Annotated in this window: 16 protein-coding genes; 11 read left to right on the forward strand and 5 right to left on the reverse strand. The window is 40.6% G+C overall.

Annotation, left to right across the window (positions count from 1 at the left end; all coding sequences use genetic code 11):
* Positions 1–465 precede the first annotated feature (465 nt).
* The 4 genes from ACAX20_RS01015 to ACAX20_RS01030 all read left to right on the forward strand — a co-directional run bounded on the left by ACAX20_RS01015 (position 466) and on the right by ACAX20_RS01030 (position 4,634).
* The gene (locus ACAX20_RS01015; RefSeq protein ID WP_371187798.1) at positions 466–2,019 is read left to right on the forward strand and encodes an AbgT family transporter; all 1,554 of its coding nucleotides are present in this window, start codon (positions 466–468) and stop codon (positions 2,017–2,019) included.
* A gap of 149 nt (positions 2,020–2,168) precedes the next feature.
* Positions 2,169–2,987, forward strand: coding sequence for a DUF6671 family protein (locus ACAX20_RS01020; protein WP_371187800.1), 819 nt, complete (start codon positions 2,169–2,171; stop codon positions 2,985–2,987).
* A complete protein-coding gene (locus ACAX20_RS01025) occupies positions 2,984–3,952 on the forward strand; it encodes an L-threonylcarbamoyladenylate synthase (protein ID WP_371187802.1) in 969 nt (322 codons plus the stop codon). Before ACAX20_RS01020 ends, ACAX20_RS01025 begins: the two co-directional genes overlap by 4 nt.
* 532 nt (positions 3,953–4,484) lie before the next feature.
* Complete coding sequence (locus ACAX20_RS01030; RefSeq protein ID WP_371187804.1) at positions 4,485–4,634, forward strand: hypothetical protein; 150 nt, start codon at positions 4,485–4,487, stop codon at positions 4,632–4,634.
* 175 nt (positions 4,635–4,809) lie between these two features.
* Here the strand turns inward: ACAX20_RS01030 and ACAX20_RS01035 are convergent, their stop codons facing one another.
* A complete protein-coding gene (locus ACAX20_RS01035; RefSeq protein ID WP_371187806.1) occupies positions 4,810–5,400 on the reverse strand; it encodes a hypothetical protein in 591 nt (196 codons plus the stop codon).
* Between the two features lie 229 nt (positions 5,401–5,629).
* Between ACAX20_RS01035 and ACAX20_RS01040 the strand changes: the two genes are divergently transcribed.
* Entirely contained in the window at positions 5,630–5,836 is a 207-nt protein-coding gene (locus ACAX20_RS01040) for a hypothetical protein (RefSeq protein ID WP_371187808.1), read from the forward strand.
* 488 nt (positions 5,837–6,324) lie between these two features.
* On the opposite strand, the gene lepB is transcribed toward ACAX20_RS01040, so the two are convergent.
* Positions 6,325–7,131 carry a signal peptidase I gene (lepB, locus tag ACAX20_RS01045; RefSeq protein ID WP_371187810.1) on the reverse strand — a complete coding sequence of 269 codons (807 nt, stop codon included), beginning with the start codon at positions 7,129–7,131 and terminating at the stop codon, positions 6,325–6,327.
* A gap of 204 nt (positions 7,132–7,335) precedes the next feature.
* Between lepB and ACAX20_RS01050 the strand changes: the two genes are divergently transcribed.
* The 6 genes from ACAX20_RS01050 to ACAX20_RS01075 all read left to right on the forward strand — a co-directional run bounded on the left by ACAX20_RS01050 (position 7,336) and on the right by ACAX20_RS01075 (position 13,721).
* The gene (locus tag ACAX20_RS01050; protein ID WP_371187812.1) at positions 7,336–7,569 is read left to right on the forward strand and encodes a hypothetical protein; all 234 of its coding nucleotides are present in this window, start codon (positions 7,336–7,338) and stop codon (positions 7,567–7,569) included.
* 339 nt (positions 7,570–7,908) lie between these two features.
* Positions 7,909–8,238, forward strand: coding sequence for a phasin family protein (locus ACAX20_RS01055; RefSeq protein WP_371187814.1), 330 nt, complete (start codon positions 7,909–7,911; stop codon positions 8,236–8,238).
* A gap of 66 nt (positions 8,239–8,304) precedes the next feature.
* Positions 8,305–10,107 carry a class I poly(R)-hydroxyalkanoic acid synthase gene (phaC, locus tag ACAX20_RS01060; protein ID WP_371187816.1) on the forward strand — a complete coding sequence of 601 codons (1,803 nt, stop codon included), beginning with the start codon at positions 8,305–8,307 and terminating at the stop codon, positions 10,105–10,107.
* A complete protein-coding gene (locus ACAX20_RS01065; protein ID WP_371187818.1) occupies positions 10,104–10,502 on the forward strand; it encodes a MaoC family dehydratase in 399 nt (132 codons plus the stop codon). The genes phaC and ACAX20_RS01065 overlap by 4 nt, the downstream gene beginning before the upstream one ends.
* A 356-nt stretch (positions 10,503–10,858) precedes the next feature.
* A complete protein-coding gene (locus ACAX20_RS01070) occupies positions 10,859–12,169 on the forward strand; it encodes an MFS transporter (protein ID WP_371187820.1) in 1,311 nt (436 codons plus the stop codon).
* A gap of 436 nt (positions 12,170–12,605) precedes the next feature.
* Positions 12,606–13,721, forward strand: coding sequence for a cysteine desulfurase family protein (locus tag ACAX20_RS01075; RefSeq protein ID WP_371187822.1), 1,116 nt, complete (start codon positions 12,606–12,608; stop codon positions 13,719–13,721).
* A 27-nt stretch (positions 13,722–13,748) separates the two neighbouring features.
* On the opposite strand, the gene ACAX20_RS01080 is transcribed toward ACAX20_RS01075, so the two are convergent.
* The 3 genes from ACAX20_RS01080 to ACAX20_RS01090 form a co-directional block, all read right to left on the reverse strand.
* Entirely contained in the window at positions 13,749–14,084 is a 336-nt protein-coding gene (locus tag ACAX20_RS01080) for a GIY-YIG nuclease family protein (RefSeq protein WP_371187824.1), read from the reverse strand.
* Positions 14,085–14,227: 143 nt separating this feature from the next.
* Positions 14,228–14,605: a hypothetical protein gene (locus tag ACAX20_RS01085; protein WP_371187826.1), complete on the reverse strand. Its 378-nt coding sequence runs from the start codon at positions 14,603–14,605 to the stop codon at positions 14,228–14,230.
* 13 nt (positions 14,606–14,618) lie between these two features.
* A complete protein-coding gene (locus tag ACAX20_RS01090; protein ID WP_371187828.1) occupies positions 14,619–15,731 on the reverse strand; it encodes a phosphoadenosine phosphosulfate reductase family protein in 1,113 nt (370 codons plus the stop codon).
* Positions 15,732–15,737: the final 6 nt, after the last annotated feature.

Genomic DNA, 15,737 nt, shown 5'->3' on the forward strand with positions numbered 1-15,737 from the left:
TATGAGGATGGTGTTAGGTAGTGATTGTACATGGATGTACTTATGCTACCGAGCTAATGCTGTTGTATGAGGATGGTGTTAGGTAGTGATTGTCATGGATGCACTTATGCTACTGGGCTAATGCTGTTGTATGAGGATGGTGTTAGGTAGTGATTGTACATGGATGTACTTATGCTACCGAGCTAATGCTGTTGTATGAGGATGGTGGTAGGTAGTGATTGTCATGGATGTACTTATGCTACCGGGCTAATGCTGTTGTATGAGGATGGTGTTAGGTAGTGATTGTCATGGATGCACTTATGCTACTGGGCTTATGTTATTAGGTGAAGCTAGACAATCTATAGCAAACACTATTCAAAACGACCTATCACAAATACTTACCCGGTAACGTATTGGTAATGCCGTACAAATACTATACACTGATTTTTGTGTGTAAATTGAGCAATAACAGGGTGCAGATAAGCTATGTCGAGCGATAACAACAAATTAGCAACCAAAGGCAGCATTCGCCTTATCGAAAAAATCGGTAAAAAGATCCCCGATCCTATAGTTATCTTCATCTGGTTTTTGGCGCTGTCGTTTATCCTCACTATCTTTATCGGTGGCTTAGAGTTTCAAACCGTCAGTGGCAGTGGCGAACAGGTTACCCATACCATCAAAAACATGGGCGAGGCAGAGCATACCCGCTGGCTATTTGACAATGCCTTACTAAAAAACTGGTTAGCATTTGGCAACGGTGTACTGGCAGTTATTTTAGTGGTGATGCTCGGTGTTGGGGTTGCTGAACAGTCGGGTTTGTTAACTGCCATTATTAAAAAACTCGGCACCCATTTAAAAGAAAGCTATTTAGCGCCTGCATTGGTTTTTCTTGGCATTATGAGCTCCATTGCCACCGACGCGGGCTACTTGGTATTGATCCCTTTAGCCGGCTTGTTATACGCAGGTCTTGGCAAAAATCCCCTCATTGGTATGGCGGCGGCCTTTGCCGGTGTTTCCGCAGGCTTTAGTGCCAACCTTATCCCGGCGACGCCTGTTGATGTCATTATTGGCGTTAATGCGCAAATTTTTGCCGAAGCGCAAGGTGTACCATTTGAGTCGCGCGATGGTAGAGCGTTAACCCCAGCAACCATGCATTATTACTTTATTTTTGCATCGACATTTCTATTGGTGGTGCTTGGTGCCTGGGTTACTAAACGCTTTGTCGCACCGCGTTTAGAGCAAATGTCGTATCAGCTGCCTGAAGAAATCGACTTGTCAGACTTTGCGGTGTCTGAAAAAGAGCAAAAAGGCTTAAAAGCGGCATTTTGGGGCTTGGTGATAGCCATTGCCATTGTTGTTGGCCTCGCATTAGGGCCTCTTGCGCCATACGTTGATGAGTCTGGGCGCACCATAACGCCATACCTGAATAATGTGATTTTATTGATATCTATGGTGTTCATTATTGTTGGTGTAGCTTTTGGTTATGCCACCGGTAAATTTCGTCACTTGATTGATGTTGTGCAAGCCATGGTGGCGCAAATGAATACCATGGGTTATATCCTAGTGTTGACCTTCTTTAGCTACAACTTTCTTGGCTTGCTGAGCTACTCGGGACTCGGCACCTACATTACCTACTTGGGTGCAACGTTTTTAGAAAATATGGGCCTGCAGCAATTCCCCATTTTGCTTATTGTTGGCTTTATTTTTACAACCGCGTTAATCAACATCTTTGTTGGTGGTTTAACTTCAAAGTGGATGCTATTAGGGCCTATTTTTGTGCCTATGCTGTATCAAGTTAACTCACAAATGACGCCAGATTTGGTTGCCGCAGCGTATCGCGTGGCAGATTCTTCGACCAACATTATTACCCCTATGATGGCTTACGCAGGGGTTATTTTAGCTTTTATGCGTAAATATAAACCGGATCTTACCTTTGGTGATGTGATCATTATGATGATGCCGTACTCGATAGCGTTTTTATTGGTATGGACGACGTTGTTAGTGGCATTTTTCTTGTTTGGTATCCCGCTGGGTTTTTAAGTCGAAGAAACTGTTCGTTTCAACGGTAAGCATGGATTTTAATTGCATGCGAAATATTGGCAATAAATGATGCTTTTTGGTTCTTGTTGTTTGTTGCTAGGTGTAGATAATAAGGGCTTATTTTTAGGTAAACCAGAGAGCAGCCATTTATGCCGGAATCAACAACATCAGCCAAGTTGTTAGCCATATTAACTAAGCATGGCAAAGGTGAGCTTGTTGCCCCAATATTAGCGAGTGTTGGATACCGGGTTGTCACCGAGAGCGGTTTTGATACCGACTCACTCGGTACCTTTTCTGGCGAGGTTGAACGTACGTTGTCGCCGTTAGACTGTGCTAAACAAAAGGCTCGATTGGCGTGTGAGTTAAGCGGCGTCGCTATTGGCTTGGGGAGTGAAGGCAGCTTTGGCAAAGGCCCGTTTCCAGGCATGAATAATTGGAACAGCGAGCTTTTGGTATTGCACGATGCGACCACGGGCATAGACATTGTCGCCAACGCAGAAGGACCTGTATTTTTGCCTAAGTATGTAGGCAGTGATTTACAGGCATTAGAACAAACATTCAAGCAAGGTGACAAACAACAAGCTTGGATATTATCTTTTGCCGATACCATTATTAAAGGCTTAACCAGTTGGCAGCAGATCATAGCACACCTGCCAGATGATTATTCGTCTACTGTTATGACCTTGCAGCCTGACTTACGAGCAATGCATTGCCCACAGCGACAACAATATATTATGCAAGCGGCAGAGCAATTGGCTGAGCGTTTACAAGCCAATTGCCCACAATGTGATAAGGCCAATTTTTGGTATCATCAATACGTAAAAGGACTTGAGTGCAGCGCCTGTGGTAATGCCACTGAGCTTAATAAGGCGCACATTCGTAAGTGTCAGCACTGCGATTATCAACAAACCGAAACAACAACGACTGAGCTGGCTGATCCTTATTACTGCCAGCAGTGTAATCCATGAAAACAGAATTATTAAATGCGAATAATGCCGCTGATGTAACTCGAGCGGTTGAACTGTTACGTGCCGGCGAACTTGTCGCCGTACCAACAGAAACGGTATACGGTCTCGCTGCCGATGCCAGCAATCCAGAGGCGGTGAAAAAAATATTTGCGGCTAAGCAACGCCCGAGTGATCATCCACTTATTGTTCATATCGGTGATATTGAACAGTTATCGCACTGGGCTGAGGATATACCCGATTGGGTTTATCCATTAGCTGAGCAGTTTTGGCCTGGGCCGCTGACCATGATTTTTAAACGTCTGGCAACGGTAAGTCCGGTAATTAATGGTGGCTTACCGAGTGTTGGCATTCGTATGCCAAATCACCCTGCACTATTACAACTACTACAACAAGCGAATATGGCCGTTGCCGCACCATCGGCAAACCCTTATCAAAAGCTGAGCCCAACGACAGCGCAGCAAGTGTTAGCTGGGCTTGACGGAAAAATAGCTGCAGTACTTGATGGTGGCCCATGTGGCGTTGGTACCGAATCAACCATTTTAAAAGTGGAAAACCAGCAGGCGCAGATATTACGCAGTGGTCCTATTAACGCTGTTGATTTACAACCATTCTTTGAGCAGCCGATTGAGATGCCTCGCGTCCATTCAGAAGCGGTATCAGGCAATAAAAAAGTGCATTACCAACCAAATGCTAAGGTGATTTTGTGCCAACCAGAGCAGTTACAGCAACTGAATAACGAGGACGGTCAAAATGCTGCAGCGCTGGTGTATTCGTCTTATCAACAATTGTCATGTGAGCACATCGTAAAATTACCTGCTGATGATGCAGGTTACCGAAAAGCCTTGTATGGCACCTTACATGATCTTGATAAGCTTGGGGTGTCGAAAATTTATGTCGAAATGCCACCGCAGCAATTACAGTGGTTGGATATATTAGATAGATTGAGCCGCGCTGCGGCTAAATAGCTAAAAGTCTCTCGCTTAATAAAAAGTCTTGTTAGAATTTTCTAACAAGACTTTTTTTGATCTATTAGTCTTATTATGAGTTGAGAATTTGGGCTAGCTGGGGATCTATGGTAATTAAAGTATGTAGATTTATTTATCCAAGTGATTTATCGACAGAGCACAGAGTAATGTGAAGCTTACTTGATATAAGCTGTATTGTTAGTTTTATAACAGCGTTATGTTATTCCGCTACCGTGTTTGTCGAGCCTTTGCATTCTCGCTGAGTCAGCAAAAATTTAATGGGATTGGTATTATCATGAAATAGTTTATAGGCATTGTAGCGATTTGATTTTAATGCCAAGAGCGCTTTTCATGATTACATTTTTTGCAGTGGCTATTATTAATTGGATCTTGGGATAAAGGAGCAAACATGAGTGAACAACTATTGTTTTTACTGCCAGCATGTATTGTTACGGTAGCGCTAGTGTATGTGATAATAAAACATAAGCGCTAACTGAGATTATGTTTTGATATCTAGAAAGGAGTTGTTTTGATGGATTGGGTGATTAGTCTGATTATATTTGCCGTATTTTTAATGTATCAGGTGGTGCGGATTCGTTACGAATGCCGCAGAGATAAATTAACACTGGCACAGTGGTGGAGAAAACCTCTCCCTAAAGAAGATGAGATATTTAAAGCATGAATACTACCTCTTTACTGATGATAATAACCGTTTCAACGATAACGTTTTATGTGGCGGTGTATTATCTTATAAAGTCGATACTTATGCGTAAATATATGAACTAATTCGCGCTACCAAGGTGAGGATTTTGAGCAAGCTCTTATTAACGCTGTAAAGTTTATCGGTAACCGTGCTTTCATTGCTCGCCATCGCTGCAGTTAATCTTGCTGATATCATCGTATTGCAGTGTATCGAGACGGACCGTAAAAGGCTCTTGGTTCTCATCTACAGGTTCAATACGTAACGTATGGTTTATCTTATCGACACAATATATAGCATCACCTGCTAGCGACTCTGACCAACGTTCAACAAACTCGCCTTGTAAATTAAAACGCCATAACGATAGTTGACTATATTGCGCCCCTTGGGTGATATGTGTCATGACAGTAAAACCTTGGTTATTGAGATAATATTGTTCGCTAATGTCATTAAGGCTGTGAAGTAACTCATCGTAAAGTTGGTTTTCGTTAAGACATTCTATATCTTGTTTACAGGCGGGAAACGTTAGTTTTGCAGGCAAGTTTGCGATAAAGTCACTCACCAGTTGCCCCGGCGTTTTTATATCATCAATACTTGATGTCATATCGCTTTTACTTTCATAATCAGGTGCTTTTTGATCATTGTCATTCGCAGATTGCTGCTTGACTAGCAGTTGGTATGCCAGCCCTAAAGCAACCACCATCAGTAGTAAAAAAACGGGTTTTATAGGCTTGTTTGGTTTGCTCATATTTATTTTCTTTTTGTCATTCAATACCATTGCACTGTAGCATAAAGACATTACAATGGATGTATCCGGTGATTTAATTGGCAACTTGCGATCGGTATATAAAATCAGCTAAAGCGTTAATATCAAAAGCTTTAATACTAAAGCCTAAACTTTGAAGCACCTACATTGATACGTTAACGTGCGTTGCCTTAGCTTTTAACCTAATTAGTTAATCCACTAAGGAGCACTTATGACCCAATCTAAACAAAAACAAAAACCTCTTCAGCAATGTATCAAAGACCAAGATCCCATTTGCGTTAACTGCCGATATTATGTGAACTTAGTCGGCGTTGGTTTTGGCATTCGTTGTAATCAGCCGCAAAACAGAGGTGATGCGACTATGCCGCCAACGATCCCGTCGAGGTGTCATAGTTGTCAGTATTTTCAGGTGCGCTAACGGGTTGTTGTTTGAGGTTGCATCTTTTATGTCACGATTTATCGGGTGCAATCAACTTAGCTAATGGTAATTAATTGTTGCGATGCTATCTGTTTATCGCCGGTTGGCCGTTTATGAAATTTATTCGCACTGATTGGTGCTATCGAGGATAGTAAGTTCCATAGTCGTTATTTGGCCGGCGCGAAAACGGGAAAGCATGTACTTTGTTTAGTTCAGATAAGCTATTATTTAACCAATAAATCGTTGAATTAATTTGAGATTACGGCGCCATTTTTCGAATACCTGTAGCAGGTTAAACGATAAGCAAACTTAAACCTTTAGCAACTAAAAACAGAGCATCACGTCCCGAACCTGCGCCAACATCAAGCACCATACCATTCAGATGGAATATGTCGTCTAAGCCAGCCTTTATGTACCGGCTAAAACGTTACACTATTTATTGCTACAGATAGTATATCTTGTGTGTTTTGAGAAGCAGGTAATCTTGTTTATGAATTATAAACACTTTCAAAAAATCTAACTTGAACTTTATCCTTTAGCATTATTATCCTGTTGAAAATATCAACAGGGTTTAATAGAACGTGAGTCACTCGACCCATAATCTCATCTTCATTTATAAAGCCAATAACACGAGAATCATCACTAGCAAATCTATTGTCACCCATAACAAAATATTTGCCATCAGGCACTATGACCTCATCCATATTAGCGTACTTGTTGTCGATCCTATTTTGGTAATTCTCTGAGAGACTTTTTTTATCAAGATAGATGACATTGTTTATTCTGCTTCCGCCATTTTCCAGCGGAAAAGTCTCCTCGTAAACGCCAAACTTAACCTTTCTTGTTACTGGGATCTGACCAGACATTGCAATGTCAAGCTCAGTGTACTTCAACTGCAAGGGCTTTCCATTAATGTATAAGACTGCGTTTTTGACTGAGATGGTGTCGCCTCCTACACCAACAATTCTTTTTACTAAAAGTATATCTCTATCGAAAACAACTATATCTCCTCGTAGCGGCTTGTCCTTTTCATTGTACGCTAGCTTATTAAGTCCGATGTAATCCCATTCAACCAACGTTGGGTTCATTGAGCCAGATGGAACTAAATACCAGTTGTAGACAAAAGTTCTTGTCAGTAAAAAAAGAAGAATGAAAATGTAAAATCTTAAATCATCTAAGATATGGGTTAGTACAACACTTTTAATGTGATACCAGGATAGTTTCGAGCTATCAATCCTAAAAAATGAAGAAACTTTTGAAATGCTCAATGCAGATTTTTCCTTGTTATCCGACAACGATTGAATCCTTAATGGCTATCAGGGCAAAGTTTACTCTACAGGTAAATTATTAAAAAGTTTAGTCATAACTAGCATGGCAAAATTGTTTCCGCCCGTGGACACTGCGACGCACTAGTAAAGCGTTTATGGCGAACCTATAAACAAAATTGGCAAACGATTTGTGAAGCCATCAACACACACATTCCGTCTAACCCGCCAATATTGGTAAATGGTGGCACCAGTTGTTGGGTTAAAGGGCCAGATAATCTTGATTGCCGAGAGTTACAACAGCTCGCCAAACAGCATGGAATTTTAATTGAGTTGGGCGATATCGCCTTTGCTGACCCGCAACAAGGTAAAAATTACTTTCGGCTTGGTTTTACCGCCATTGACGAGCAAAGAATTAGCCAAGGTGTTGCTAAAATTGGTGAGATTATTAAGCAGCTTTGCGATTAACTAGTAGTTTCATTCGACTAAAAAAATAGGCTAAAAAAACCTCGTCAAGAGTGGTGACTTACACAACTCACTTTCTGCAAATGGCATTCATTTCTGCACAGGTGAAAAAATATCAACCATAGCGATCTTCGCTAGGCCAAGCGCCACCTGGGTTGTACAAAAATCATCCGAACATAGAGTAACCTTGTCTTGGTGGGGTTGTGCGTTAAATGTACAAACCGATTAAATTTTCAATAGTCCATTTGTGTGATCGGATATGTCCATTTGAGTCTTTACTTTAAACAATTGTTTGATTATGTTGAAGTTGTACAAAAAACAAACTTCGAAGAGGGATAAATCATGTACAACGAAATGTTTAAAGATCTTAATGAGCAATTACAGGCTGGCCTTAAGCCATGGTTACAACTTAACACTGCGGTACTAGAGCAAGTAGAAAGCTTAACTAACGCACAATTAGATTCAGCTAAATTTTACGCTGATCTGAGCATTGCACAGTTAAAGCAACTAACTGCAGTTCAATCGCCAGCTGAGTTATCACAACTAGGTGCTAAGCAAGTTGAACTAGCAAAAGAAGTTCAATCTCGTGTTAAAGCGGATGCTGAAAAATTGGTTGATATTAACAAAAACCTAAAAGAAGCATGTGAGTCTGTGACAAAAGCAGCTGTTTAATCTAAGTGCGAGGAGCTAATGACTAGCTCTTCGCTTTTATGATTCATTTTACGCAAGGGACGAACCATGAATACCTCGCCATTTTCACAGATTTTCGATTCAATGTGTCAGATCAATGAGAAGATGCTTGAGTCAATCTCTAAGTCACAACAGGATACATTCAGTACCTTATTTCAGCAGCAGTCGAACGATGTGTCTGAAGCGGTTTCGAAGCAAGTACAAGATCCGTTTAATTTAATTAACCAACAAATGAAATGGTGGCAAGAGCAAGTTGGTATTTTTCAGAACACCATGTTGCGTGCGTCAGATTCTTCACAGCAGCCACTTATTACTCCTGAAAAGGGTGATCGTCGCTTTAGTAGCGATGAATGGGAATCGCACCCTTGGTTTGATTTTATTAAGCAGTCTTACTTGGCGACCAGTAAAAATATCATGGAGTGGATTGAGCAACTTCCAGATGTTGACGAAGACAAAAAAAATCGAATGCGCTTTTTTGCTCGTCAAAACTTAAGTGCCATGGCACCAAGTAACTTTTTGTCGTGCAACCCTGAATTATTAAAGCTTACTCAAGAAAGTAATGGTCAGAATTTGGTGGATGGCCTGCAACGCATGGCTGATGATTTAAAAAAGAGTGCGACCACCTTAAACGTTAGCATGACCGACAAGAGCGCTTACGAGCTAGGTAAAGACATTGCCGCAACACCGGGCAAAGTTGTTTATAAAAACCACTTATTTGAACTAATCCAATACAAGCCAACCACCAAACAAGTGGCTAAGCGCCCAACTTTGATTGTGCCGCCGTTTGTGAACAAATACTACATCATGGATTTAACGCAAAAGAATTCCATGGTGAAATACCTCGTAGATCAAGGCCAAACCGTGTTTATGATCTCTTGGTTAAATCCATCAATAGAAAATGGCAGCGATATCGACTTTGAAGATTACGTAGTTGATGGTGTGATTGAAGCGTTAACTGCCGTTGAAAGTGCTTGCGGTGAGCGAGAAGTAAACGGCGTTGGTTACTGTATTGGTGGTACAACATTGGTTGCAACTATGGCTTATATGGCTGCACGCCGTATGAAAAAGCGCATTCAATCGGCAACATTGTTCACCACCATTTTAGACTTCAGCCACCCAGGTGAGCTTGGTAACTTTATCAACGAGCCTATGGTATCGGCGATTGAAGCACAAAACAGCGCTAACGGCATTATGGATGGTCGTCAGCTGGCGGTATCGTTTAGCCTATTGCGTGAAAATAATCTGTACTGGAATTACTACGTAGACGGTTACTTAAAAGGTAAGAGCCCAGTTGCGCACGAATTACTTTACTGGAACTGTGACAATACGCACGTTGCGGGTAAAGCGCATTCAACCATGCTACGTCATTTTTACTTACAAAACGAACTGATCCAATCGGGTACCTTTAAAGTTCGTGGTACGCCAATTTCGCTAGAAAAAGTCAATGCGCCAACTTACTTTGTATCGACCATGGAAGATCACATTGCTCTTTGGGAAGGTAACTACAAAGGCATGTTAAAGTTAGGTGGCGAGAAAACCTTCGTGTTAGGTCAGTCAGGCCATATTGCCGGTATTATTAATCCGCCAGGTGGTAAGTATGGTCACTACACTGGTGAGCTTAAAGACGAGCCAAGCGAGTGGTTAGAAAATGCGAGCTTAAATGAAGGCAGCTTCTGGCCAAGTTGGGTTAAATGGATGAGCGATTTAGCGCCTGCGACCACTAAGCCAGTAGCGGCACGTCAATTAGATGAAAAACTAGTCGATGCACCAGGTGAATATGTTCGCCAACGCATTAATCCACTGACTGGTGGTATTGATCATGCAGATGAACTACAGGAGAAAAGCGCATGAGTTTTCAAGTAGGGCAAACCGCTGAAGTCACCAAAAGCTTTGATAAGCTTTCGGTAGAGAGTTTTGCAAAACTGTCGGAAGACTTTAACCCAGTGCATTTAGACGAGGACTTTGCCAAACAAACCCAGTTTGGCGGGACAATTGTCCATGGCATGTTGTTATCAAGCTTAATTTCAGGCTTGTTAGGTTACAAAATGCCAGGTTCTGGTGCGATTTACCTAGGTCAAGAGCTTAAGTTTAAGCGTCCTGTGTATGTTGGTGATGAAGTAACGGCGAAAGTGGAAATTACCCATATTCGCGAAGACAAGCCAATTGCCAAAATTGCCACGCAAGTGTTGGATAAAGACGGCAAGTTGTGTGTTGATGGCGAAGCAGTAGTTATGCTACCAGTTTAAGCAAACAGGTAATGTTTACATGATAAAAGCGGTAAGCGTAAGCTTGCCGCTTTTTGCGTTTAGGGAGCAAACTGTGGCTAATGAGCCAATATTTTTTAGCTATCAGTTTTAATGACTTAGGCCTTTATCAGTAATCGCAAAACAAATGTTTTTTGTCAGTAACATAAAAATATATAGCCGAGTCGTTATCGCTTATACCGCTATAATGTGCTGTCTTAATTTTAAAACAGCCATGTCACAGCTATGAACAATCGCTAATGCGCGACTATTATTTGTTTGACGGCTTTGATTTAACGTAATCGTTTTCAAAACAACTTATTGGTTGGCAATGTCAACAAACCCTAGGGCAGGCATGAATGCGCGCATTTTTATCTTTATACCTTTCTAATTTATTTTTAGTCGGTGGCTCTGGCTTACTCACGACTTATTTGGCTGTCGTATTAGCTCGCGCCGAGGTATCTACCGGTCTTATTGGTTTGCTCTCCTCAATGAACTACCTTGGCCTGTTAATTGGCGCCAAAATTGGTTATATCCTCATTAAAAACGTTGGCCATATTCGTACGTTCGCGGCGAGCACTGCCATCGTTACCACCTGTGTGGCTTTTCACGGCTTATTTGATAACGTCTATTTTTGGTTAGTGTTACGTCTTATTGTTGGTATTGCGATGATGTGTAATTACATGGTTCTTGAAAGCTGGTTAAATGAACAAGCCAGCCCAGAGCACCGTGGCCGCATTTTTTCTGTGTATATGATCACCTCATATTTGGGGATGATGCTTGGCCAAGCATCACTGTCTTACTACCCTGAACTAGGCTTAGAGCCGTTGCTATTGATTTGTATCGCTTTAACGATAGGTATCGTGCCATTAAACATTTCCAGGCGTATTCATCCCAAACCCCTTAAGCCAATAACGGTGAGTTTTTTCTACTTTGTGAAAAAAGCGCCACAAGCACTGGTTGCGGTATTTTTTGCGGGCATTATTAGCGGTAGCTTTTATGGTTTAGCGCCGGTGTTTACGCAGCTCGCAGGCTTTAGTGGTGAGCAAGTGGCACTGTATATGTTCGTCACCGTACTTGCTGGATTTTTGGCGCAGTGGCCAATGGGCGTACTGTCTGACAAAGTCGCCAGAAGTCGCCTTTTACGCGCCAATGCGATATTTATTAGTGTGATTGCCGCCGCCATTTACTTGCTCTCCCAAAACGATATTTACTCGTTTGTATTAACCTTCGCTTATGGCTTATTTATTTTTACCTTGTACCCGCTTTGCGCAGCGCTAGCCAATTCACGTGTAGATGACGAAGACCGAGTCGGTGTGGCTTCAGCATTACTCGTTGCCTTTGGTGTAGGCGCTTCATTTGGCTCAGGTGCTATTGCAAAAATTATGGATGTATTTGGCTATGCGGCACTTTACGGCTCAATCGCCTTGCTTGCTATCGTCATGTTCCTATTACTTACGGTAATTAACGCCAAACAAAAACGCGAAAAACCAAGCGACAACGACTACATGGTGGCAGCATCCGATGTAAATGCATCACCTATGGTATCTGCACTTGACCCGCGTATTGAAGAAGACGTTGCCCAAGAGCAACTAATGGTTACCGAGGAAGAAGAGCTAGCAACCGAGCTTGACCTAGAGGAACAAGAACTTGAGGGGCAGAAGCGATGATGGGTTATTAAATTCTCGTTCGCTTCAACTAAAAAAGCCCCTTAATAACAGGGCTTTCCAATAGCTACTAATAGAAATTATTCTATATTCTGGATCTATTTGGGAATGTTTCCCTCTAGCCCTTATGTAGCCTAGCTTTCCTCGATTTCTCAAAATTCGTCAGTACAATTTCGAGTACAACTCTTCGTTTTATCTGCGCTTTCGAGTTAGTAATAGTAAAACTATATTCTTTATGTTTTAGCATGTCCAATTCTCGGTTCATGTATAGTGTTCTATCAAAGTTAGCATTCGCATTTTTTGGCCAAAGTAATGTAGACACTTTTATTATTTTAATTTCTAGTACTGTTAACGGCTTTTGGCTTTTTAACGATTAATTAGATGCTTAATTTGGAAAGATTGATACAATCTACGTTCGATATACTTAATTAATACACTTATGATTTATTTGGATACTGCCGCATCATACCCGCTGCTACCTGAGGTTAAGGAATGTTTAGCTTTAGCTTTTGATACTGAATATGCGAATTCAGCTTCCAATCATATGCTCGGTGAACAAGTTAATCGGCATATTAATAAAGTGCGAGAGCAGTTAGCGAATGAAATCGGAGCTTATCCTAGTGAGATCGTTTTCACTAGTGGAGCCACCGAATCTAACAATATCGCTTTTAAGAGTCTTCTTTTAGGGCGGGAGCTAAGTACGAAGAAAAAACATATCGTAACCACAAAAATCGAACACAAATGTATATTTGCCATAACGGAATATTTAGCGCGAGAAGGATTTGAGGTTTCTTATGTACAGCCTAATAAAGACGGAATAGTAACCGTTGAGTCAGTAAAAGAAGCATTAAGACCAGATACTGCACTTGTTTCTGTAATGCATGTAAATAACGAATTAGGCACGATAAACCCTATAGAGCAAATTGGAGCATTGTGTTTTGAGCACAGTATTCTATTTCATTCAGATGCTGCTCAAAGCTTCAAGAAGGTCAATATTGATGTTGATGATCTTAATGTTGATATTATGTCATTTTCTGCTCATAAAATTGGTGGCCCTAAAGGGATTGGTGCGGTTTATATCAGGGATCTTAGACAGAAGAATCTAGAACCAGTTATACACGGCGCAGGACAAGAAGAAGGAGTTCGGGGAGGAACTGTTCCTGCTCCTTTGATACTAGGTTTTGGTAAGGCAATAGAAAAATTTAGCTCATATTACGCCGAATTTGAATCCCTAAAAGCAAAGGAAGTACTCTTAAATAAATTGAAAGAGTTAGGTATTAATCATGTGGTTAACGGTTTGAACACTGTACCACACTGTATTTCTATAACATTTCCAGATACGGATACTGAAACATTAGTAAGAGACAATGTACATAAGCTTTGCCTTGCCCAAGGATCTGCTTGCTCATCAAAAGAGATTGAGCCATCCCATGTTTTAACTTCTATAGGTTTAACCAGGACTCTTGCAGATAAAACATTTAGAATTAGTTTTCCACTCGATATCGATGATAAAAAAATAGAATGGTTGTGTTCTGAATTAAAACGACTAAGTTAGTTATAAATACTTTTACTTATTGAAATCTTATTGATCAATTTTGCGGTTTATCAATTTATATTCTGAGATATTAATTGTTTTAATGTTTTGTTCGTTTTTCAATAAACAAGCAAGATCACGAATCAGCATTCTTTCTATTGAAACTCTATAAGGTTCTAATGAGTCAGGTAATACATTGTATTTATAATGAGTCCATGTCGTTTGGCTAGCGTTGTGAGCGTTAAATCTCTTAACCATATCTCTAGCTTCGCCGACATAAATGAGCTTGTTGACGTCATCTAGAAGCATGTAAATAACATTGTAAGCACCGATTTCAAACTTATAATCAGCCCATTGTCTCCAATCTTGTTTGTGAATACTCAAAGTATCTTTATCTAGTTTATCCGCACTAATTTTTTTTAACGGTGCTGAATTAATGAGCTGTTGAAATAGATTTGGGAACTGAGGAGTTAACGGGTAATGCGCTTTTAATATGAATTTTCTATTTTGAAAGTCGAACTCAATGTCTAAAAACTCCCAAAATGAAATTTTTCTTCTACTGCTCTATGATTTAGGCTCTCTGACAACTCTGCTTCAAGACTTCGCATCAAAGTCATTGGATAGGTTTTTCTAAGCTCAGTTGTTAATTCATCATTAAAGTATAAGCGGAACTGATAACCGTCGGGTCTTTTTACTTTAGCAACTTGGCCTGAATAAATTACTTTATTAAAAATAACGTCAACCTCTGCTTCAGGGGCACCTTTAGAGCGAACATTCTCAAATGACTTATCAATATTCCAAAACTTCTTTAACCATTTGGGAATAGGCGTCCAACCATGTTTTATCAAAGTTGAATCGACCTTCTTTCTCCACATAGGGAAATCAACTTGAGAACGTTCGAGCATTAGTTAATTCCTTTTACTTATAGCAAGTGACACAAGCACCACCACCTTCAACTTCGTCATAAATTTCGTCCATTCGCTCTGTATCAGATATCTTTACTTTTGCTCTAAGTAAGTTTGCACGTCGATTTAATTTTTTCTCTAGACGTTTGACTCTTAACTCATGGTTTTCGATGATTTCTATTCGTCGTTCTTCAGTTTCAAGCGTGGATAGAGGGGTGCCTTTACCTAGCCAGTAAAACGTACCATCTCCTTTATCTTCTTCTGCTTTTTTCTCATATGACTTTGCTTCTTCGAATGCTTGAGGATAAATTTCTTTTAGCCTTAGCCATTCGATTTTTTGTTGGTAGAAGCAGAAGGTGCAACCACTTCTGGATCTCCAGCCATAATATCCCGGTTTACCTTCATCTTTAGCTTCTACTATTTTTAATAAAGTTTCGGGAGTTAAGTTTGGCTGAAGCTCTGTAGAATGATTCGCTTGATTCACTGAACGTTTTTCTAAAAGTTGAACCATTAAGGCCATCTTATCTTCTTCTGAGGGCTCTACAGGCTCTCCTGTTGCGGAATTAATGAATAATTTACGGTACTCGATAACTTCTTCTTCATTACCTAGCAGGTCGGCTTTTCTCAATATTTCAAATATATCATCTCTATCTAGCCCATCGTCTCTGAATGGCATCTTAATTGTCAGGTATTCGGACGTAACGGTGTTAGTTAAAAAGCCATCGCGAGCTGGCTCATCAGCCCTAATACCTACATAGGATACCACTTTAGTATAGCCTTCTTTTTCCATTTTCATCTGAATCCATTTTTCGAATGGAACCAACTTCATCTGGATAGTACACCACCGCGCTTGAGGCGAAGGTAAGTAGTTTTTATGCTGCCTTAAGTGATAATCAAAATCTTTTTTCTCTCGATTTGAACTAAAAACTTCCTCATAAGGATCAATAATTTTTCCGACGTAACCTTCGAGTCGATTCACAAAATCGATAACCTCTGGCAACTCTTTACCTGTGTCAGTGAAGTAATATTGTATGTCCAATTCGGGATAATTGTCCCGCATATACATCGCGAGGGCAGCACTATCTTTACCGCCAGACAGTCCCAATACGTGTAAAGTTTTTTCCATGATATG

It is taken from the genome of Thalassotalea sp. Sam97 (genome assembly GCF_041379765.1).
GTDB lineage: Bacteria > Pseudomonadota > Gammaproteobacteria > Enterobacterales > Alteromonadaceae > Thalassotalea_A > Thalassotalea_A maritima.